Below are 20,994 nucleotides of genomic sequence, written 5' to 3'. Positions count from 1 at the left end.
CAAGTTTTTTTGCGCGAGTCAGAGCCCAGGCAACAAGCCACGACCAGGAATGGCTGATGTGGCCTTCCCAGAGTCCTCCCTCTCAAATCTGCGGAGGATTGACAAGGGATAAAATCTCGAACAAACGCACAGGGCAAACGCTCAGATGGCCTCAACAACGAAGAGGTTCCGAGAATGAGAAGGGAAAACGGAAGAGGAACAGATCAACAAAACGCGAGCGGACTCTCGACGTGCATGCGCCTGACTGGCGTATACAATGTCGAGAGTCCACCCACACTCCTGTTGCACAGTGCCTTGTTCAGCCGGAGACGGAGAGACTCGGCGCGATGCCGAGCGCCCTCCACTGTTTCAGGAGGTCAGATCCGGAACACGAAGCCCCGCTTACGCATCGCCGCCGCCAGAGCATTGGCCTGCTCCGGCTGTTCCTCGAACAGCACCTGAGACCTCTTATCGGCGTCATCGATGGGCAGCTTCATCAGCTCATCGGCCTGCTCCTCTACCGTGAGAGGAAACAGCTCTTGTGCGCGGTCACGCTCCTTGTTGATCATGTCCCGCCATGAATCACTCATCGCGATCTTTCCCCTTCGATTGGATGGGCATGACACTGAGCAATCGGTGGTCTCTCCTTCACAATGCCTGTGGGAGGGCACGTTGAAGGGGGTTCATCTTGTGAGAGGCATGACCACTGTCCTCTTTTGGTCTACCAGTGTCCTCCGCGAGGTCTCAACGATCAAGACACACGAGAGAACCAGCGGGAATGAACCACAACCCGGTCACCCTGGAGCCTGCATGCAAACCGCAAACTCACTTCCTTCGATGGTGACAACCGAAATACTCGTACGCTTAGTATAGAAGGACTATTGGACGAAAGCAAGCTCGAACCTTCCTGGTGCGCTCACCGTTTGCAAAAAAACTTGCCGCACCCCCCACACACCGGTCGATGACGAAAGGACGAACAAAATAGATCGCCTGTAAAGCACAAGATTGTATGAGCAGAATCTGATGATTTACAGGCTCTCTCTTCTATAAGCCTACAAGTGAGCAGGATCCCCTTCGATTACTTGATAGTAATCGCATGTTCTAATAGTACGGAAGCCACAAGATTCGTAGAGTCCGAGAGCATGAGCGTTCTTTGTCTCTACATCAAGAGCGATGTCAGACCAGCGTTCTTCAAGAAGCAAATCAACGATTGCTAGGAGCATTTGCCGACCGTAACCCTGCCCACGATAGGAAGGGAGGACACCAAAGGTCACGATATCGATCTTCTCACCAAAGCTGACAGTTCTGAGTGTCCCAATTGGCAACCCATCAAGCAGACCGATATAAAAATGTTGGTTATCCGCTGCAATAGCCTCCTTGACCCAGATTTGTATCGCCTCTTCAGATGCCCCAAATGCCTGTGAAACGAGATGGGCGAGGATTGGAACTTCAGTAGCTTCTGCGCGCCGGAGCTGTATCTGCTGTCCTTGTGACGATTGGGGGCATTTGATGTGAGCAGGATCAAGCACCATGCGATGTTCTGAAAAACGATATTCTCCCCTGTTTGCCGAGGCAAACGCTTTGCCGGAGGATAAGGCACCATCACAAACCAGCAGGAGGCCGCTCGCACCTCTCCGTCGCCAGACAGCCCTCGCTGCCTCAAATAGAGTCGTTCCTACCCCCTTACGCCTGTGATCTGGATGGACCATACCAAAGACCTCGATCTCTGAGTCAGGTCGGAGGTGTTGGAGGTAGGCGAAGCCAGAGAGGGTGTCACCCTGATAATGGAGTAACAGTGCTGGTTTGTTTCCTGATGGTGCAACCATCTCTTCCAGGGAAGCGAGAAAGTCCACCCCTTCATACAGGCGATAATCCTCAATCAGTCTGGCTATGTTCGCTCGATCACTTGCTGTAACCTCTGTTGTAATTTCACCTGTTACACTCTGTTGATTCATATTTTCTTCCTTCGCATTTTTAACGAATAAAGGCATAGCGCATCGAAGCACATAGCTTTGCCTCTGCTGTGCTATGTCGCGATTACTTGTTGGGGGTATCGAGAAGTGTGTGCAGTGTTGTTCATGCATATGCACGACCGACACATATCACTCAGGGTATCTCTGCTGAAGCGATTCTGCATTGAGCGTGATGTGGCACAAGGGAGGATAGGTATCCATTCCCTTATGAGGACAAGAAGTGGGAAGATGCCTTAAGAGAGTTGTACTGAGCTGTTAGCAGAAGAGGCACACAACTTGAAAATAGGGGGGTGTTTTCACTTTCCTTTGCTCCTCTTGTTGGAAGAAACGATGCTTGCATAGATTATATATAACATAGAGTATACCCAAAAGCAAGAGTGATCCAATGGGCTTCAAGGCCGTTGCAACGTCCCATCTGACACCCACGGCGTGCAAAAGAAGGAAAAGAGTTTTTGTCGGAGGCACCTTGCCCCCGACAAATGGCTACGTCCTTTGCAATTCTGCTCTGCTCATTTTGCCGATGGCTCTATTGTAGTACGAAATTTTTCCTGGCCTCTGTCTCACGCAAAAAACCTTGCCGCATCCCACGAGAAGCCTGGGTTGAACGTCCTAGCGTGAGTCTGTTCATCTCTCAGTCAAGAGGCAGACAATTCTGATGGTCGCACACCGTCGTACATCCCACTCTGGCATGCTTCAGGCGCAGGGGCTTGAGGCTTTAAAACAGGGAATTGCTTTCTCTCAGAGAGAAACAATCTCATGAAGGCCTCCACAAAAACGCATCAACGTCATTGCATTATTGTAAAGAAAAATACGCTTTCCCTGGGAGCTGTGATGCTAAGAGCGTGTTTTGGAAATAAGATAAAGCATCTTGGAAAGCTACTTTCGCTCATTTCACAACACACGCTCTGTCTACCATTCGAATACCTGATCCAAAAATTGCTCACGTTCTTTCTGCTTTGACGAGACTCAAAATCGTAAAAAATGGGAAGTGATAGCCGTTATCCGAAACTGACCCAAAGAGGGACAAGCCATATCTAGCGTTCGGTTCCTGCTTCAACGAACAACCTGCCTGGATCTACCAGGTCTTACAGGATCTCCACAGGCGCCCCTTCCGGTGTCACTCACCGTACAAGGAGCAATTCTCGCAGAAACGAGGGACGAACGCAAGAGCAACAGATGTCAACGGAAAGGGAGACTTGTCCACTCTTCAAGAAACTTGTTTTAACCCTCCGGAATTACTGTCTCTTCTCGGCGCTTGAAGCTGCCTTCAGGAGTCGGCACGTCTACCAGTTGCTGTAACTGAAATCCTGCGGAGATACTAGCGGCCAAATAGTCTTCCAGTGTCCGGTGATAAAAGTGAACCTTCACCCCCTCTTCTCTCATGCCTCGATACGGAAATGTCTGACCAGAAGCCGCAAAGTAATCAGTGAAATAGCCTCGCAGCATTAAGGAATACGGGTTGTTCATGAAAAGCACGAGGCGGCCTGCCTGTTTAAGTGCTGAGTGAAGAGTGGCAAGAAAGCCTCGGTAATCGTAGACATCATTGAAAACAAAAAAGCTTGCGATCAGATCAAAGTGGTCCTGATAGGCAGGCAGCGGTTGGCAAAGATCAGCCACCTGATAGGTTATGTTGCCACTCGGATCTTTGGCGCGGGCCATTTCAACCAGCCGTGGTGCAATATCTATGCCAGTCACATGGGCACCCCGACGCGCCAGGGCGCGTGAAAGATTGCTCTCTTCACTCTCGCTCATGCCATCGGTTCATAGGTGTTCCCTGTATTGCGAAAACGCACTTGCAGTCCATCAACACTCACCACAAGATCAGGATGGTAGGCATCGCCTGAGAAGGTCAGCGTTACGGGTGCAAGATCTGCTCCTGATCCAAGCAGGCGTGGCCCTAGGAGCAGATGGGTGTGCTCTGCATCTCCTCCTGGCACCTCAAAGATATACACCTTCCCTTTGAGATTGATTGCTGTGAAATGGGTTGGGATCGATGTATCGCGCTCGTGCCCCACAAAATGATCGATCTGGGTAGTGCGCGGCCGACCGTACTGGAGATCATCTTTAAGTGTTATGCCCCGCTCCATCAGGAATTGCGTGCCGATGGCGAGGAGAAGCGCGCAGAGCATTCCTATCCCTATCAATAATGGCCAGGAGCCGCGTTGCTTTCGCACGTTCGCGTGCGAGGGGAAAGCGGCCCGATGTTGCCAGGGAGGAACGTCGACCGCTGACAACGGTCGCGACCTGATCTTTGTCAGTTGAGACGCACGCGCGACCTGTACCTTCCCTGCTTTCTGTGTCACGCTCACGGAGTGACGGCGAATGACCAGGCTTCGAGGCGCGAGACGAGTTTCCCCTTCGATGGTGACAGGCATGGCAGCCCTCCTTCAATCTGTAAGGCACAACAAAACAAGGATAGAAATAAAAGGGTCTGAAGGATGAGAACCATGAGATGTGTGATCTAGGAGAAGCATACCTGATCCAGAGGAGTGGAGACAACCCAATTATCCACGAACTTTTCCAAGTGGGTGTGGAGAGGTTGTGGATAATTCAAGAAGGAAAAAACGCAATCGCCATGGTTAGATCTGTGCGTTCGACGTGACGTTTCTGGTTGCTTTTAGCGAAATGTGATTGGAGCTGATGAAGAAACACCTATCAGTCAGTTGGCGATCAAGGGGCGCTCAATGCCCTCATCGCCTCCCCTGTACGAGCGAAATACATAATTGAACATTGGGAAGAAATGCAACGTGTCGCTTCTTCCATTCGTCATGGGTCAGTCTTGGCCTCACTGCTCATGCGTCGGCTGCGTGTCTACAGTCGGCAAAACCGGCTTGCCACGGCACTCACCGAACTGGGGAAGCTGGAACGGACCTGTTTTCTGCTCGACTACTTCCAGGATGAAGCTCTTCGTCGTCGGATTCTAGTTGGACTCAATAAGGGTGAGGCGCTTCACTCACTGGCACGCCAGCTCTTCTCTGGCAAAAATGGAGAACTGTGGGATCGAGCGTTTGAAGACCAGATGCATCGGGCGAACTGCTTGCATCTGATTATGGCGGCCATCGCGGCCTGGAATGTGGTGTACCTTTCCCAGGCCGTCGAGGAACTGAAAAAGCAGGGCGAGGTCATTCCTGAAGAATATCTTCCCCATATCACACCATTGGGATGGGAACATATTAACCTCATCGGGCAATACAGCTTTACGCATCAATCAGGTCGTTCGCTGGACAGTCTGCGCCCGCTACGCTTGCCAGAGTTAGAAGAGCAAGAAAAACGTGTGATAAACGTTCGTAAGAAATAACGCCATATATTGACAAATAATGTCATATATAACACAATCGTTTCATGAAGTTAAGTCAATATGCGAAACAACAAGGCATTAGTTACCGAACGGCGTTTCGTTGGTGGCAAGCTGGGCAAATCAAGGGCTATCAAGCTCCTTCTGGGACCATTATTGTCGCTGCTGAAGAGCCAGCAACTCAGGCTGAAAAGACAGCCATTTATGCCCGTGTTTCGGCCAGAGAGCGTCAAGATAATCTCGAACGACAGGTTGAACGACTGAGTTCCTATTGTGCTGCAAAAGGCTATCAGGTGGCTATTGTTGCAAAAGAGATTGCATCTGGTGTGAATGATACACGCCCCAAGTTGCTCGCTCTTTTAAAGGACACAAGCATCACACGTATTGTGGTTGAGCATAAAGATCGCCTGACGCGCTTTGGAGCCAACTATATTCTTGCCTTGCTTGAAACGCAAGGACGTTCCATTGAAATTACAAATCTGGCTGATGATGACAAGGAGGATTTGATGGCTGATTTGACGGCCATCTTGTATTCATTTACCGCCCGGATGTATGGGCAACGACGTGCCAAACACAAAACCGAGAAGTTGGTCAAGGAATTGGAAGAAAAGGATGTAGAAGGATGCAACTAGTCGAACGGCATTGTATCCATCAGAGCGATGACCGTTATGCGGCTCTTGATAGAGCGTCCTTTGCATCCAAGAATCTCTACAATCTGGCAAATTATCATATGCGCCAGGCATTTATTCAGACAGGCGTCTACCTGGGATATGCTAACGTCTACCATCTGGTCAAACATACCGAAGCATATCAGGCCTTGCCGCGTAAAGTGAGCAATGATGTGCTTCGCTTGCTGGATAAGAACTGGAAAGCTTTTCGCAAAGGGCTTGCTGCGTGGTTTGATGACCCCAAGAAGTTTCTAGGACGCCCTAAGCTTCCCAAGTACAAAGACAAACAAAAAGGGCGCAATATCCTCATTTATGATCTTCAGGCTATCAGTAAAAAAGCACTCAAGAAAGGGATGGTAGCTCCTTCACAATTGGGTATTGAGATTCCAACGACACATCCCAAGGTCAAGCAGGTGCGTATTGCCCCTCGCACTGGCTTGTATGTGGTAGAGATTGTCTATGACTACGAACCACAGCAAGCGAACGTTGATCCTCTGTTTGTGGCGGGTATTGATATAGGATTGAACAATTTGGCCACGCTAACTTCAAACAAAGCAGGCTTTGAGCCTGTGCTTGTTAACGGGCGTCCCTTGAAAAATATCAACCACTATTACAACAAACAGCGATCACGCCTGCAAAGCCATCTGAGCAAATATGACCGTTTCAATTCTCCACGACTGGAATGTTTGACGAGTAAACGTACTCGCAAAATCGATCACTACCTGCATACCCAGAGTCATCGCATTATCGAGCGATTAATCTGGGAAGGTATTGGAACGTTGATCATTGGCAAAAATGATAGGTGGAAGCAAGAGATCAATATTGGGAAACGTAATAACCAACAGTTTGTGCAGATTCCTTTTGCTCGTTTTATCCACATGCTGACCTACAAAGCAGAGATGGTAGGGATACATGTCATTTGGCAGGAAGAAAGCCACACCAGCAAGTGCAGCTTTCTTGACCTGGAACCCATCTGCCATCATGAGTGCTATGTGGGCAAGCGCATTAAGCGTGGCTTATTCCGTACCAGTACAGGCAAACGGATCAATGCGGATGTAAACGGAAGTCTCAATATTATCCGAAAAGCAATCCCTAATTCCTTCGGGCAGGGGATAGAGGGCGTGGCAGTCCGTCCTGTGGGTGCCCCCACATACTGAGCAATGAATGTCAATGTTTAGGTGAACTGTATCCACAAAAGTGGAGATGCTTGAGACTTCCGAGACATAAAGGCACGTGAGGGAGGCCCCGCTCTCCAGTTCTTTCATGAACTGGAGAGCGGGGGCAAGCGTCTCACAAACCGTTCGTTTGATGAGACATCTCTCGCGTGAACAACACTCCTGATATTTCTGCCGTTGCGCGGTTCACGGCACGGGCAGTGATGCATGCACTGCAAATCATGCAGAATCGGACGCTCGGAAACAGGGGCGTAATGGGAGAGCGCCCAGCATCAAACGGTGAGACGCGAAAGAATTTCTGCACATCGAAGTACCCCCTGTGGGTTCATGCTCAACTGGTTATGCGACATCATACTCCACGCGTTGCGCACACTTTGTGCCAATCCCCATCCGCGTATGCGCGCTCGTTCCATTCCCAGTTCCTCGCTCAGTTGAGCAACGCGCCGGGCAAGCATCTGCTCCAGGTCGGGCACGAGAAGGATGCGAGGCAGAGGGTTAAACAACGAGGCCGCCACCTCATACCCGGGATCACCAACTACCCCCTTAGGATCAATAGCCAACCATGTATCACCTGAACGTAAGATATTATAGTGGTGCAGATCGCCGTGTAGCAGCATGGTTTGAGGAGCCGAAGCGCTTAATGTCGCGAAGAGATCCATCGCCTCGTCGACCAGGCGCGGCGGAAACGGACCATAGCCACCAGCATAGGACGCTCGGAGCTGCGTCAGGTCTTGCCCCAATTGCTCAACGGTCGGGAAGGTGTGCTCCCTGGGTACCGGTCGCCAGAGTTGACGCATAATTCCAGCCAGAATGGATGTAGCTTGCACATCCTGTTCTGGTACCAGTGACTCAAGCATGGTTCCCGGTTGCAAACGCTCCAGCACCATGACCTTTTTCTCCTCGTCACACTCTAGCAGACGAGCGATGCCTCGCCCATTGAAGATGCGCAATGCGGCCAGCCCATGCTCAAATTCATCGGAAAACGCGGATGTCTTCAGGATGACTGGCGTGCCATCCGCACAGATTGCTGGTGCCACATAGTGCAACGAGAGATTCTCAAACGGGGACAAAAGCGTGAGTTGCCAACGCTGGGCGTATTCCTCCAATAAAGAAGGGAGGCATTGAAACCAGGCATTGGCCGCCTCTGTGCCGTAGACCTCGCGCATAAAGTGAAGAAAATCTTCAGGCAGGTGAAACATCAAAAATGCTTCCTTTCGCACGTGCATATGATTGAGATGATGGAGAGCTCAAGAAGTGGCGCGATGCGAAGAAGGGATGACCTGTGCCCAAAAAGAGGAAAAAATGGGGAGAGCTTGTCTGTGCTCTTACTCCTCGCAGTGCGCCGCATGCGGCGCGAACACACCCGCAGGATGAGCAAGGACGTTCTTAATGGAGGTGAGTTGGAGGGAGTGTGAACGTTTCATCATTGCTTCATCGATATCCTTGCTGCTTGCTTTTTGAACAGATACGTAAATCTTACCACAGGACGTTTCTGTCCGTCAAGCGCCGTTTTCTTCGATCCACAGGGCATCTCACAATCGACCGGTTTTCTGCGACTTCCTGTTCTGTTTTTCTGGTATGAGGACACATCACATCAGCGAGCATGATGGAAAGCATTGACCAGTCGCAAAAAAACGTATCATAATCTCGCGTCTCAGTTTTTTGCTTTTGAGATGAGTAAGTGAGATTAACAGCAGAGTTTTGAATGAAGATTGGTTATATTCATGTCTCAAAGCACGAGCAGAACGAGTCCTTGCAGAATGATGCCCTCCAAGAGGCGGAATGTGAAAAGTGCTTTCGCGATGTGATGACTGGGTAAAATTTGAGCGCAAGGGACTCGATGAAGCGCTCGCCTATGTTCGACCGGGCGATACTCTTGTGGTTTGGAAGCTGGATCACCTGGGACGCTCCCTCAAGGATCTCATTAAGACATTGGATTTCCTCCAAGAGCGTGGAGTCGATTTTATCAGCTTGACCGAGAAGATTGATACGACCACACCGGGCAGCAAGCTCATTTTTCATTTGATGGGAGCATTAGCCGAGTTTGAACGTGATCTGATCCGTGAGAGAACCAACGCTGGATTGGCTGCGGCCCGTGCCAGAGGGCGTCAGGCCGCGAAAAACGTCTGATGGGAGGGTGGCATTGGCTCGACATCTCTACTAGGACTCGAAGCACTCGATTCATGGAATCTGTTCAATGCTTGAGATCTCTCGTGCCACCTTCTTCCGCTATGTGAAGGGAACCAAGAAAACGCCAGGACCGCAGGCGTAACGGGAAGGTTTAGACCCTCTTTTTACTCACTAGTTCCTTAGCGGGGAAATGGCGGGGAAAATATGTCGGGACCCCATCTACAGGTGACGTCATTGAGAACCCGAAGCAGTATCGCAAGGCTGAGAAGAGATGAGCAAAGGCTCAACAGGCTTTGTCCAGAAAGAAGAAGGGTTCAAAGAGACGTAAGAAGGCAGTTCAACAGGTGGCTCGTTTGCATCGCAAAGTGCGGAACCAGCGCAATGATTCTCTCCATCAGTGGTCACGCTGCTTGGTAAATACCTACGAAACGGTTGTCTTTGAGGGTATTGTGCCTGCCAACCTATCTAAACGAGTACAACCAAAGAAGGATGAGGAGACTGGCAAATATCTTCCAAACGGAGCTCGTGCAAAATCTGGCTTCAATACGTCGATCCTCGATGCTGGTTGGAGTCAATTCATCATATTCTGTGAGTACAAAGCAGAAGACGCTGGTACTCAAGTCGTGTTCGTTAATCCTAAATAGATGAGCCAAATATGCAGTAGTTGTGGAACCGTTCGTAAGAAGACGCTTGCGGAGCGTTGGCATTCGGGCGAATGCGGATTTACGCCCGTAACAGGGCATCATCTCAGCGGGAACTAATTCCTTACTTCCTGTGGGAATGGAAGTATGCTCAACGTCTCACTTACCCCCGAAAGGCAGGTAAGGACCATAGTATGACGCCAAGAGAGGAAGATCGAGGACTCCAGCAAGTCGGAGAGTCTTCCAGAGCAATTTCGACATGGTGAAAGCTACACTGCTTTAAGCCTAAAACCTAGCGGGATAAGTCGCGCCTGGTGGGAAGCTGGTGACACCCACCATCCCCTAGATAGCTTCTGGGCATCCGCAAGAAGCTATACCCACCCCAGGGGACGCAGCCTCAATAAGAGGTAAATGGTTTAAAAAGGACACCTACATCGAGAGCATCTGAATGATGTCTAAACGGGGATCGTCCGAGTCTGAACGCATCAAATCAAAGAAGATCGGATGCTATGGCAGAAGTGCCTGAAAATCAGACCAGATGACGGAGCGTCCGTAGTATTGCGCCCATGTGGCATAGAAGTCTCTGCCTCGGAAGAGGTATCACTGGAGTAATGTGATTAAAGCAGCATCTTATCTACTCTCACAAGAAAGTAGAGACACCTTTACCCGAAAGGCGTGAGGGGACAAGAGCATGATGTGAGTAAGGCCGATGAAGTTCGAGTACCGCGAGCCAGATGTCGGTCAGCTAGGTCGTGCGTGGTGAAGACCGCATTGTTTGAAACCTAGTCGTGGTGGACCAGGCGCAGCCCACAGGATACGGTATGATCGCCTGTGCTGGGTGTTGTAGGAAAAGCTACTATTTTCCTGCAAAACTCCCACCCAGACCAGCCCACAAGGAGTGGGAAACGACGGACGGGACACCTGAAGCACGAAGCGAGACTTCTAGAGCAACTTGGGGATGGCCTACAGCCCGTGAGGGCCAGGGTCACGGAGGAGTCGTAGTACTCTCTCATCAAAAGTTTTTTTTTTTTTGAGAAGGAAGGACTCTAGGGAATCTGCTTGAATTTGAGGAGGTTGACTTGGAGAAGTCACAAAAGACCTTACACAGACTTGAGCGCCTACGACACCTGAATACAGACAGGAACTGGGTAAATGATGACCTTTATCGATTACTGTACAAAGAAGATTTGTACATCGTTGCCTACGAAAGGATCAAATCGGCCCCAGGAAATATGACCCCAGGATCTGATGGAAAGACCATTGACGGAATATCCATGAATATGATCCAACAGATCATCGAGGAGATGCGAACGGAACAATTCCAGTTTAAACCCGTCCGAACCGTTTACATCCCCAAATCAAATGGGAAAATGAGGAAATTGGGGATTCCTTCAACACGCGACAAAATTGTGCAAGAAGTGATCCGTACCATTCTTGAATGTCTTTATGATAGCCCACATGGCCCCTACTTCCATGAAACCAGTCATGGCTTCCGCCCAGGCCGCAGTTGCCATACAGCCCTGCGAGAAATTCGAGGGAAATGGCCTGCTCTCAACTGGTTTTTGGAGGGAGATATTCAGGCGTGTTTCGACGCCATCGACCATGAGGTTTTAGTGAGCCTCCTTCGGAAGAAGATTCAAGATGAACGCTTCCTTAATCTCATCTGGAAACTCCTTCGAGCAGGATACCTGGACTTGCAAGAAGCGAGACACGACAGCCTGGCAGGAACCCCACAGGGCGGATTAGCCACGCCTCTTACAATGTTGCCAAAAAGGTTCTGAGTTTCGTGTATCAGAGAGCGATCCCGCGAGCTCAGCTGTGCGCAGCCTATGGAGATGGCTTTCATGGCGCACCCCTTGATTGCAACGGGCATCAAGCTGAAGATACGGGCACGCGCGATCTAGGAGCTCATCATGACCAAACGCGCTCGCAAGCAACCGATGACGTTGGAGGTGCAGGTCCTGTTTGAACCCAACCGCGAAGAACACCAGGTGCTGCATACAGCCTACGCCTTCCTCCTTCCCAGCGCGAGGCGACGACGGCTGACGCCTGCGAGAATCGAGGCGATCTCATCTGAAACCCAGGGGCAGGTGGGAGAAAGGAAACGTTCATGAACGATCTACAAGTGGCGATCTATGCTCGTGTGTCCTCCGAGCAGCAAAGCGAGACCAAGACCATTGACAGCCAGGTGAGCGAACTGCGTGCTTATGTCAGTACCCTAGGCTTGTCGCTTCCCAGAGAACATGAGTTTATCGACAATGGGTACAGTGGCGCGACGCTGATTCGCCCAGCCTTGGAGCAACTCCGCGATGTGGCCGCTGCTGGAGGGATTGACCGGCTCTATGTGCTCTGCCCCGATCGCTTCGCCCGCAACTATGCCCATCAGGTGCTCCTGCTTGAAGAGTTTCTCCGCGCGGGGGTCGAGGTGAATTTTCTCAATCGAGAAGTTGGGCAGACACCGGAAGATCAACTTTTGTTACAGGTGCAAGGCATGATTTCCGAATACGAGCGAGCGAAAATCATGGAACGCAGTCGCCGTGGCAAGCGGCACGCGGCACAGGCAGGCATGGTCAGCGTTTTGAGTGGAGCGCCCTATGGCTATCGGTACATCGGCAAGCATGAGGGGGCCGGCGAAGCGCGGTTCGATATCCTGTTGGAAGAAGCGCGTGTCGTCCGTCAGGTCTTCGCCTGGGTCGGACACGATCGCTGTTCCATTGGTGAGGTCTGTCGTCGGCTAACCGCAGCCAAAGAGCAGACGAGAACCGGCAAAACGGTCTGGGATCGCGCGACGGTCTGGGATATGCTCAAAAATCCAGCCTACAAAGGGATGGCCGCCTTTGGCAAAACGAGCGTTGAGCCACTGCGACCACGCTTACGCGCACAACGGGGACGCCCCATGCAACCCAAACGTGCTGTGAGCACCCAGGATGTTCCGCGTGAGCAGTGGTTGAGTATTCCCGTTCCGGCTCTGGTGAGTGAGGAACTCTTTGAAAGCGTTCAGGAGCAACTGCAAGAAAATCGACAACGTGCTCGTATTGGAGAGCGCGGGGCTCGCTACTTGTTGCAGGGGTTGCTTGTCTGTGGATGTTGCGGATATGCTTATTACGGCAAGCCAATTAGCCCAAGCGCGCGGAAAGGGCATCCGCGCAGCTATGCCTATTACCGTTGTATTGGTTCGGATGCCTATCGCTTCGGAGGCGTGCGGCTGTGCTGGAACAAGCAACTGCGCACAGACCTGGTCGATGAAGCTGTGTGGCAAGAAGTGTGCCAACTGCTTGAGGATCCTGCACGATTGGAACACGAATATCGACAGCAACTCCAGACAGCGGATATGGCTCCAGAATTGAAAGGGCTCCAAACGAGCCTGGGGCGGTTGCGACAAGGGATTGCTCGCTTGATCGATAGTTATGCCGAAGGCACCATTGACAAAGCCGAATTTGATCCCAGGATCACACGGATGCGTGAACGGGTCAGACAACTCGAAGCGCATATTCGACAGATTCAGGATCAGGAGAGTCTTGAGCAAGAGCTGCAATTGATCATTGGGCGGTTAGAAACTTTTGCCACGAAGGTGAGTGAAGGGCTGTCTCAAGCAGATTGGCTCACGCGTCGGGAGATGATCCGCACGCTGGTGAAACGCGTCGAAATTCATGAGGAACAGGTGAACGTGATTTTTCGGATTGATCCGACTCCTCCATCAAACCTATCAGGTGCTCGTACCCAAAGTTTGCAACATTGTAGGAGGCGTGGCCAGCCCAATCTTGGCAAACGTCTATCTCCATGAACTCGACGAGAAAATGGAAGAGATACGCAAACGCACGGAACGAGGCGGGGCAAGAAAACACCCCAATCCGCTTTGGAGAAAATTGTCAGCACAAAAACTACGCTTAGCTAAGAAAGGAGTAACGCGCACCAAAGAATTTAGAGCATTGGTACGTCAAATTAGAAGTATCCCTGCGGTAGAAGTGAACGATCCCAACTTCATTCGCATCAAATACCTGAGATACGCGGATGATTGGCTGGTCGGAATCTGTGGCCCTCGTACACTTGCGGAACAAGTGAAGGAAGAATTGAAAACCTTCCTGAGTCAACGTCTCAAGCTCACCTTGAGCGAAGAGAAGACCCAGATCACCCATGCCCGCAAAGAACAGGCCCACTTTTTAGGAACGCGATTAGCCATTGGCAGAGAAGGAGTCCAACGCGTCGTGACGACCAACAATGGCTCAGGCAGACCGATTCAACGTCGATCCACTGGCTCAGAAATCGTTATGACAGCTCCACGAAATGAACTGGTCAAGAAACTCCACGCCAAAGGGTTCTGTACAACTACAGGGCACCCAACAACGAAGCTCGCATGGATAGACCTCGACGCAGATCAAATCATTCCTCTTTTTAATGGCATCAATCGGGGGATACAGAACTACTACCGGTTCGCGGACAATTTTGGGCATCTCGCCCAGATCCAATATATCCTCAAATTCTCACTTGTGATGACGTTCGCAGCCAAATACAAACGCCCGGTCGGTCAAATCTTCAAACGTTTCGGCAAAACCCCAACCATCATGATCAAGGCAAAAGATGGAAAGAAAGACCGACGCGTTGCCTTCTATGCGAACAGCGACTGGAAAAAGCAACGCAATGGCTTCCAGATCGGGCAGGAGGAAGTGGACCGTCTCCAATGGAGCATTACCATGCGAACCCGCTCAAAACTAGGAATGCCCTGCTGTATTTGCAACAGTGTCCAACAAGTAGAAATGCATCATGTCCGCCATATTCGCAAAACAGGAGGCAAGAAACCTGTAGGAGTCAATGCGATCCTACAGATGCTGAACCGGAAACAAATCCCTGTCTGTAAGACATGCCATCAGAAGATTCATCGCGGAGATTACGACGGATTGAATCTCTCAGACTTGGCATACAACCCGTACAAACGGGAAAAAACGTAGGAGATTCCGTGAGAGCTGGATGCGGTGACAAGCCGCACGTCCAGTTCGGGAGGGGAGGGTTGGTGTTCTTGAGCAATCAAGACCTGGCCTTCTACCTCACGTCGGCAGGGGAGCAACGACCTGCTCAAGGAGTGCGGGAAAACTGCATACAGGGCCAAGGGACGCAGAATTTTCAGTTGTAAGCATGAAAGAGGAGCACATAGTGCAACAACCAAACGCACTCCTTACAACACTGAGCAAGATGACCATAAAACCAGAAGTCACATTCGACAAGCTGTTCCAAAAGCTCTTCAATGTCGAACTATGGCTCCTGGCCTACCAACGTATCGCGCCAAAGCCGGGCAACATGACTCCTGGGATCGATGGGGAGACCATAGATGGTGCAGGGCTGAGACTCATCCAGGATGCAATCGCAGATCTGAAAGCCTCAAGGTACAAACCAATCCCTGTCCGCCGTGTCTATATCCCCAAACCCAATGGGAAACAACGCCCGCTAGGCATACCCATTTTTCGGGATAAACTCTTGGGTACGGTGCTCAAGCTCATCCTGGAAGCCATCTATGAACCAACTTTCTCGAAACACTCACACGGCTTCAGACCAGAAAGAAGCTGTCATACGGCGCTTGAAGCGGTCAAACGAGACATGAATGGAGTCAGATGGTGGGTAGAAGGAGACATTAAAGGATATTTCGATAATGTCAACCACGATACACTACTGAGGGTATTGAGCAAAAAAATCACCGATAAACGCTTTCTTCATCTCATTGGGCAATTCTTGAAAGCCGGATACGTCGAAGATTGGAGGTATCATCAGACGTACTCAGGAGTTCCACAGGGAGGAACGCTCAGCCCTGTCCTTTCCAATATATATCTCAATGAACTCGACATGACCTATAACGCGGAAGTGAGAGGATTTTTAGGGTATTACTCGCTGGCAGACAATCTGAAGGACGCAGCAGGAGGAGTGCTCTGGATTACCATGACGAGCTTCTTCTGCACATTGGCAGGAAAACGAAAAAGCTCAATCAAAAAGGTCATCAAAAATCTCAAGAAAGGCCCAAACAGATATGTCATATCCCTCGAAAAGGAAGGGAAAGGAATAAAAGAGTATGAACTCGTTTCCTCTACCAAACAACTTCAAAAGGAAAAAGTGACATATGGAAAAATAGACCTTATCCCCAAAACGTGGGTGTACCAAAGCCGCAATGAACTAGGAAAACGCCTGTTGGCAACCGAATGTGAATGGTGCGGTATTCGAGGAAGTCAGGTTGAAGTACACCATATCCGTAAATTGGGAAATCTGCAAGGTAAGGCCCCTTGGGAACGCCAGATGATTGAACGACGACGCAAAACAATGGTGCTTTGTGTCGAATGCCATGATGAACTCCATGCAGGGACACTCAGTGAGAAAAAGAAAAAGCTCAGGAAAATTCGGAGAGCCGGATATGCAGAAATGTATAAGTCCGGTTCGGAGGGGGTTTCAGTGAAACCTGATGTAGCAATACATTAAGGCGCACGGTTACTACCCTACGCGAACTGGATAGAGACCACAATGCTGCCATGAATAGAAAAGCTCTTTGGCATGGACGGTGCCATCAGGAAGTGCAAGCCTCCTGAGAAGCCGCTAGGCTTTAGCCTATGCGGAGTCGTCACACTATTTGATCTCTATCTCTTGCGTGCACAAAACAGATGCGATCAGGAATACAGCCAGGTTCTCCAACATTTGGGTCGTCGAAGGCTTCCAAGGAGGCAGCAGGCTCACGTACACTAACAAACGTGTGATCCCTCTGGTGGCATGAGGCAGGGCGAAGCACCATGTCCACCAGAGGGATCATCAATAAATGAAATGCCTCTTGACTACAAGAAAGATGGATAATCAACATGAATCAGATACTTCGACGCTCCTCTCTCGCTGCTGGGCTTGCGGGTCGCAGGGATGGCACTGTTGCTTGCCTGTGCTTTGCTTCTGGGAGGAAATGCACTGTCTACGCGATCAACAGCAGCCCCGGCGAGCACTGAGTCAGTCGTCACTAAGGCTGCCCCCTCTTCACCCGGCATGTTCACACAAGCCATCCCGGCAAGTTTTGATCCCTATACGCACCTGCACGAAGGTGTCTACTGGCGTGATGCCCACACACGTCAGCAAGTGCAGCCGTTTGCTTGGTAAAGCAGCGTTAGCAAAAGCACTTTCTGCTAGCAGGAGGGAAGAAGCACAAGGAGAAGAGTGCTTCATCAGTTGCCTCTTCTCCCGCAAAAAATGTGTGAAAAGTATGTAAAAATAGTGAAAAAGGAGTTAAATTTTTTTGGCATTCCAGATCATTTCCAGTACACTCAGTTGCCAGTCCTACGCTGTGTGGGATCTGTCACCTGTTTATGAAAAGGAAGTGTTTCTATATCTCAGATGGTTCCTTCATCGCTTTAACGTTAAAGCAACTCAGCAAATAAAAGCACATCGTTGAGGATCCTGGGAAACGATGCTCTATGATGGTACCAAGAAACTGGTTCTCCATCACCTTTCGTGCAATGAAAAGCTGCCTTAAACCATTATGTTTGATAGATCGGCTATTTGAGCCAAGAGCAGAAGAGAGCTTCCTGCTTATAGTTGTGCTTAGCACGAAAGATGACGGAGAACCACAAAAGCAGTCAGTTACACATTTGTTCCCAAAAAATATAATAAATAAGAGATATTTGTTTTTCACAAAAGTTCTCTAGCCCGGCAAAAGAGAAGATGCAATATCTTCTGTATGATATGGCTTGTATGCAATTAATACCTTTTAGATAAATTATTGAGCACGAAAGAATTGGAGGCAACCCCCGTGGACATCATCCTGATCCGCCATGGGACGAAGATCCCGACTTCGCCAGATAAAGATGCTCCTTTAGCTCCCGAGGGACTGGCTGAGATTGATCACTTGAAGGAGCGCATGACACGCCTGGGAATCAACCCCGCAGTATACCTGACAAGCAAATACAAACGGGCCAAGCAAACGGCAGAGCGTCTTGCCTTCGACGCAAGTCTCATCCATACGCTGAACGCTCTTACACCTGACACTGACACTTTTAGTTCTGATGCGCAGCACATGCTTACCAGCATCTCTGCTGAAGCAAAAAAACAAAACATTGATCTGAACCAACAGGCAGTGATCGCTATTGTGGGACATGAACCACAATTAAGTACCTTGTTGAGGTATATGACCTCGAAATTAGAGATTGGCAAAGGCTCAGGTGTACCTGTTAAAGCCGATTCATTTGACGCGCTTATCAAGGGGAAGGGCACGCTGTAGCATTGCGTTGAATGAGTCTACTAAAGTGGTTCTATCATACCCATCTGCTCCATACTTCCGGAAGGAAATATATTATCTACGCGATCAGCTCCAGCCCCAACAGGCACAGGGTCAGTCGCCGCCCAGGCCACCCCCTCTTCACCCGGCATGTTCACACAAGTGATCCCTGCAAGTTTTGATCCCTATGCGCACCTGCACGAGGGGGTCTACTGGCGTGATGCCCAGCAGGTACAGCCATTTGCCTGGTGCAGCAGCGTTAGCCAAAGCGCCTTCTGCTAGCGGTAGAGGAGAGCCACAAGGAGAAGAGTGCATCATCCGATTCCTCTTCTCCTTGTACATGACCTGAGACATGGATCTGTCCTACTTTTGATGAAAAATGTAATTATTCTTGATCAGTCCCTTACAATTGTTTTTGGAGTTCTTGGTTAGTGTTGCTATCGGGAAGTAACCACTCCTAATCGACCTGGCTGCTTGGAGAAAGATCACCAAAACGGCCTTGTTCCTCTCGCTGCTTTTGCGCACGCATCTGCATCACAAAGGTTCGGTACGATTCCAGTACTGCCAATTTCGCCTCCAGTTCCGCAATCCTGGCCTCTTGTTGCAGCCTGGCTTCGACCAGGGTAGCCTGATTTTGCTGGGCTTCCAGAAGCTGCTGTTGAGCCGAGCGCAGACGCGCGACCAGTTGTGGTTTTTTGTAGCTGAGCAGCGGATCGCGATGCGCAGGCGTGGCTTCCGAAGCCTCGCGAGGTTTCCGCTTGTTCCGTTTCTTTTCGGCAATGAGATGGATACTGTTCGCTCGAAACAGCGCCAACGCCTCTGGGTTGCGATGGAGCGCGGCATAACGTAAATCACACTCGTCATAAATGGTCTGGACCGAGATTTCCTGCTTCTTCGCTTTTAGAGCATCAATAGCTGCCCGCAATCGCTCGACGGTAGCCAGACGGCGCGCAGCGGTCGACTGTTTGATCCCGACAAGCTGCGCCTCAGAGTACGTGTGAGGCAAGCGATGTTTCTTCATTCACTTGTATCACTTCTCTTTGCACATGGAGATCATGAAGAAATGAAAATCCTGAAACTCTTGCTCTATAAACATGTGCTATTTTGTTCACATACTATCATCTCTCTTCGAGCAAGGTCTCTCATGCTGCTTTTCTTTGGCATGTCCTACTGTCGATTGAATGCTCCCAAAAGCCTTGGCCTCTTGCCTTTCAGCACAAGTGGAAAACTCATCAGCAATGCGATATAATGATCGTAATTCTCTCAAAGAGCCTTGGGTTGGCTTGGAACTTTTTTTCATCATTCATCGAGATACCCATCATCTTGTTACTTTCTCTCTCTTTCGCCTGGATGCTCATAAAGAATACATTGTCTTACATAAGGCAATGAAAGTGGGGAACATATGGTCGAACACCATCGGATTGGGCAGCAGTTTGGCAATTACCGCCTGGAGCGTTTGCTTGGACGGGGCGGCTTTGCTGAAGTCTACATAGGCATCCATCTGCGCTTGCAACGACCTGCTGCAATTAAAATTCTGCATACCCACCTCTCAGAACAGGAGAGTGCCGCTTTCCAGCGTGAAGCCCAAATCATCGCCGGTCTCAATCACCCTCACATTGTGCGTGTGCTGGATTTTGATGTCCAACAAGGTATTCCTTTTCTGGTGATGGACTATCTGCCTCATGGGACGTTGCGTCAACGCCACCCACGAGGGGAACGCGTTCCTCTCCCGACGGTCCTCTCATATGTCAAAGAGGTGGCACAGGCACTCCAATACGCTCATGAGCACCGTCTCATTCATCGCGATGTCAAACCAGAGAATATGCTCATTGGGCAGCGCGGTGAGATTGTGCTCAGTGATTTTGGCATTGCTGCCATTGCCCACAACACGACCTCGCGAACGGCTCAGGAAGCTGTTGGAACGGCTCCCTACATGGCACCAGAGCAGATCCAGGCTCAGGCCCGTGCTGCCAGTGACCAGTATGCCTTGGGGGTGGTGGTCTATGAATGGCTTGCAGGAGAGCGCCCCTTCGAGGGCTCCTTCACTGAGATCTTCGCCAAGCACCTCATGGTCCCGCCTCCACCACTGCATGTAAAGCTCCCCACTCTCCCTAAAGCCGTCGAGCAGGTTATCTTCAGGGTCCTGGCGAAAGAGCCTGGGGAACGCTTTTCCGATATCACGGCCTTTGCCACTGCCTTGCAAGAGGCAATCGAGGACGGCGCAGACAGAGAAACAGGTGATAAAGAGGCCATTGTGTCTCACAACCCACCTATGCCTCATGCTCTCCTACCAACTACCATGCTCAAAACCCCATCCATACAGACACCATCGGTGCTCAACACAGAGGCTGTATCGTCGTCTGGTCCAACCCATATTCAAGGTGTTCATTCCACAAGAGTCTCGGTGCAACCTAGCAAAGAGCGTCCTATCGAGGCGGTCCCTGAAGAGAAGAAGCCACAATCACGCAAGGTCTTACGGCGAAATGTCATCATTGGTGCAGGGATAGGGATTGTCGCTGCGGGTGCAGGAACGGCATGGTGGTTTCTGTCCCCTTATTCTCTCGATGCTCTCATCTATCGTGGACATTCCTGGTCCGTAACAGCGGTGGCCTGGTCCCCTGATGGCAAGCATATCGCCTCTGCCACTGACGCTATTAACGGGATACACGTCTGGGATGCTGCTACCAGCTACCACCTCTTCACCTATACGGGGCATTCCAAGACCACTGATGCCGATCCTCCCTTGACGTCAATCGCCTGGTCTCCTGATGGCAAGCGTATTGCTTCTGGCGATGATAAAACAGTACATGTGTGGGATGCTGCTGATGGAGGCCATCCTTTCATCTATCAGCAAGAGGGGTGATCATAGCTTCTTGAACTATGAACATTTCTTGCCATTTGTAGAC

Annotated in this window: 18 protein-coding genes and 2 pseudogenes; 13 read left to right on the top strand and 7 right to left on the bottom strand. The window is 50.3% G+C overall.

All coding sequences use genetic code 11. The features are described from left to right. Positions 1-356: 356 nt before the first annotated feature. The 4 genes from K3T82_RS39625 to K3T82_RS39610 all read right to left on the bottom strand — a co-directional run bounded on the left by K3T82_RS39625 (position 357) and on the right by K3T82_RS39610 (position 4,327). Positions 357-569, bottom strand: coding sequence for a hypothetical protein (locus K3T82_RS39625; RefSeq protein ID WP_220199006.1), 213 nt, complete (start codon positions 567-569; stop codon positions 357-359). Positions 570-1,031: 462 nt separating this feature from the next. After that, positions 1,032-1,934: a GNAT family N-acetyltransferase gene (locus tag K3T82_RS39620; protein WP_220199005.1), complete on the bottom strand. Its 903-nt coding sequence runs from the start codon at positions 1,932-1,934 to the stop codon at positions 1,032-1,034. A gap of 1,239 nt (positions 1,935-3,173) precedes the next feature. Beyond that, positions 3,174-3,704: a class I SAM-dependent methyltransferase gene (locus tag K3T82_RS39615; RefSeq protein ID WP_220199004.1), complete on the bottom strand. Its 531-nt coding sequence runs from the start codon at positions 3,702-3,704 to the stop codon at positions 3,174-3,176. Next, positions 3,701-4,327: a hypothetical protein gene (locus tag K3T82_RS39610; RefSeq protein WP_220199003.1), complete on the bottom strand. Its 627-nt coding sequence runs from the start codon at positions 4,325-4,327 to the stop codon at positions 3,701-3,703. Before K3T82_RS39610 ends, K3T82_RS39615 begins: the two co-directional genes overlap by 4 nt. Before the next feature lie 311 nt (positions 4,328-4,638). Between K3T82_RS39610 and K3T82_RS39605 the strand changes: the two are divergent. The 3 genes and pseudogenes from K3T82_RS39605 to K3T82_RS39595 form a co-directional block, all read left to right on the top strand. Beyond that, a pseudogene (locus K3T82_RS39605) lies at positions 4,639-5,250 on the top strand (Tn3 family transposase); the annotation flags it as partial. Between the two features lie 44 nt (positions 5,251-5,294). After that, positions 5,295-5,879 (top strand): IS607 family transposase, encoded by a 585-nt coding sequence (locus K3T82_RS39600; protein WP_220199002.1) that lies wholly within the window; start codon positions 5,295-5,297, stop codon positions 5,877-5,879. Next, positions 5,870-7,072, top strand: a complete 1,203-nt coding sequence (locus K3T82_RS39595; protein WP_220199001.1) for an RNA-guided endonuclease InsQ/TnpB family protein — start codon at positions 5,870-5,872, stop codon at positions 7,070-7,072. Before K3T82_RS39600 ends, K3T82_RS39595 begins: the two co-directional genes overlap by 10 nt. Positions 7,073-7,362: 290 nt before the next feature. On the opposite strand, the gene K3T82_RS39590 is transcribed toward K3T82_RS39595, so the two are convergent. Next, entirely contained in the window at positions 7,363-8,289 is a 927-nt protein-coding gene (locus K3T82_RS39590; protein ID WP_220199000.1) for an aminoglycoside phosphotransferase family protein, read from the bottom strand. A 506-nt stretch (positions 8,290-8,795) separates the two neighbouring features. On the opposite strand from K3T82_RS39590, the pseudogene K3T82_RS50515 reads away from it, so the two are divergent. From K3T82_RS50515 to K3T82_RS39540, 9 genes and pseudogenes are all read left to right on the top strand, one after another. Next, positions 8,796-9,362: pseudogene (locus K3T82_RS50515) on the top strand (recombinase family protein). 151 nt (positions 9,363-9,513) lie between these two features. Next, positions 9,514-9,864: a transposase gene (locus K3T82_RS48520; protein ID WP_236031835.1), complete on the top strand. Its 351-nt coding sequence runs from the start codon at positions 9,514-9,516 to the stop codon at positions 9,862-9,864. A 1,076-nt stretch (positions 9,865-10,940) separates the two neighbouring features. Then, the gene (locus tag K3T82_RS39575; RefSeq protein WP_236031834.1) at positions 10,941-11,642 is read left to right on the top strand and encodes a reverse transcriptase/maturase family protein; all 702 of its coding nucleotides are present in this window, start codon (positions 10,941-10,943) and stop codon (positions 11,640-11,642) included. A 132-nt stretch (positions 11,643-11,774) separates the two neighbouring features. Continuing rightward, the gene (locus tag K3T82_RS39570; RefSeq protein ID WP_220196565.1) at positions 11,775-11,975 is read left to right on the top strand and encodes a hypothetical protein; all 201 of its coding nucleotides are present in this window, start codon (positions 11,775-11,777) and stop codon (positions 11,973-11,975) included. Continuing rightward, complete coding sequence (locus K3T82_RS48515) at positions 11,972-13,645, top strand: recombinase family protein (RefSeq protein ID WP_236031833.1); 1,674 nt, start codon at positions 11,972-11,974, stop codon at positions 13,643-13,645. The genes K3T82_RS39570 and K3T82_RS48515 overlap by 4 nt, the downstream gene beginning before the upstream one ends. A gap of 145 nt (positions 13,646-13,790) precedes the next feature. Next, positions 13,791-14,807, top strand: a complete 1,017-nt coding sequence (locus K3T82_RS39555) for a group II intron reverse transcriptase/maturase (RefSeq protein WP_338001104.1) — start codon at positions 13,791-13,793, stop codon at positions 14,805-14,807. A 184-nt stretch (positions 14,808-14,991) separates the two neighbouring features. Continuing rightward, positions 14,992-16,317, top strand: a complete 1,326-nt coding sequence (locus K3T82_RS39550) for a reverse transcriptase domain-containing protein (RefSeq protein WP_307811339.1) — start codon at positions 14,992-14,994, stop codon at positions 16,315-16,317. A 435-nt stretch (positions 16,318-16,752) separates the two neighbouring features. Continuing rightward, the gene (locus K3T82_RS39545) at positions 16,753-16,974 is read left to right on the top strand and encodes a hypothetical protein (RefSeq protein WP_220198998.1); all 222 of its coding nucleotides are present in this window, start codon (positions 16,753-16,755) and stop codon (positions 16,972-16,974) included. 649 nt (positions 16,975-17,623) lie between these two features. Continuing rightward, complete coding sequence (locus K3T82_RS39540; RefSeq protein ID WP_220198997.1) at positions 17,624-18,091, top strand: SixA phosphatase family protein; 468 nt, start codon at positions 17,624-17,626, stop codon at positions 18,089-18,091. 20 nt (positions 18,092-18,111) lie between these two features. On the opposite strand, the gene K3T82_RS49440 is transcribed toward K3T82_RS39540, so the two are convergent. Further along, the gene (locus K3T82_RS49440) at positions 18,112-18,246 is read right to left on the bottom strand and encodes a hypothetical protein (protein WP_268886724.1); all 135 of its coding nucleotides are present in this window, start codon (positions 18,244-18,246) and stop codon (positions 18,112-18,114) included. Between the two features lie 299 nt (positions 18,247-18,545). Then, the gene (locus tag K3T82_RS39535) at positions 18,546-19,109 is read right to left on the bottom strand and encodes a hypothetical protein (RefSeq protein ID WP_220198996.1); all 564 of its coding nucleotides are present in this window, start codon (positions 19,107-19,109) and stop codon (positions 18,546-18,548) included. Positions 19,110-19,490: 381 nt separating this feature from the next. Here K3T82_RS39535 and K3T82_RS39530 point away from each other — a divergent pair, with 381 nt between their 5' ends. Then, on the top strand, positions 19,491-20,951 hold the full coding sequence (locus tag K3T82_RS39530) for a serine/threonine protein kinase (protein ID WP_220198995.1): 1,461 nt from the start codon (positions 19,491-19,493) through the stop codon (positions 20,949-20,951). Positions 20,952-20,994: the final 43 nt, after the last annotated feature.

Source organism: Ktedonospora formicarum, from assembly GCF_016587355.1.
GTDB lineage: Bacteria > Chloroflexota > Ktedonobacteria > Ktedonobacterales > Ktedonobacteraceae > Ktedonobacter > Ktedonobacter formicarum.
This window is presented reverse-complemented; position numbering and strand designations above follow the sequence as displayed.

What these genes read in the sequence shown, in the direction of transcription:
- K3T82_RS39625 (WP_220199006.1), bottom strand. Translation starts at nt 569, where the DNA reads ATGAGTGATTCATGGCGGGACATGATCAACAAGGAGCGTGACCGCGCA.
- K3T82_RS39620 (WP_220199005.1), bottom strand. Translation starts at nt 1,934, where the DNA reads ATGAATCAACAGAGTGTAACAGGTGAAATTACAACAGAGGTTACAGCA.
- K3T82_RS39615 (WP_220199004.1), bottom strand. Translation starts at nt 3,704, where the DNA reads ATGAGCGAGAGTGAAGAGAGCAATCTTTCACGCGCCCTGGCGCGTCGG.
- K3T82_RS39610 (WP_220199003.1), bottom strand. Translation starts at nt 4,327, where the DNA reads ATGCCTGTCACCATCGAAGGGGAAACTCGTCTCGCGCCTCGAAGCCTG.
- K3T82_RS39600 (WP_220199002.1), top strand. Translation starts at nt 5,295, where the DNA reads ATGAAGTTAAGTCAATATGCGAAACAACAAGGCATTAGTTACCGAACG.
- K3T82_RS39595 (WP_220199001.1), top strand. Translation starts at nt 5,870, where the DNA reads ATGCAACTAGTCGAACGGCATTGTATCCATCAGAGCGATGACCGTTAT.
- K3T82_RS39590 (WP_220199000.1), bottom strand. Translation starts at nt 8,289, where the DNA reads ATGTTTCACCTGCCTGAAGATTTTCTTCACTTTATGCGCGAGGTCTAC.
- K3T82_RS39570 (WP_220196565.1), top strand. Translation starts at nt 11,775, where the DNA reads ATGACCAAACGCGCTCGCAAGCAACCGATGACGTTGGAGGTGCAGGTC.
- K3T82_RS48515 (WP_236031833.1), top strand. Translation starts at nt 11,972, where the DNA reads ATGAACGATCTACAAGTGGCGATCTATGCTCGTGTGTCCTCCGAGCAG.
- K3T82_RS39550 (WP_307811339.1), top strand. Translation starts at nt 14,992, where the DNA reads ATGAAAGAGGAGCACATAGTGCAACAACCAAACGCACTCCTTACAACA.
- K3T82_RS39535 (WP_220198996.1), bottom strand. Translation starts at nt 19,109, where the DNA reads ATGAAGAAACATCGCTTGCCTCACACGTACTCTGAGGCGCAGCTTGTC.
- K3T82_RS39530 (WP_220198995.1), top strand. Translation starts at nt 19,491, where the DNA reads ATGGTCGAACACCATCGGATTGGGCAGCAGTTTGGCAATTACCGCCTG.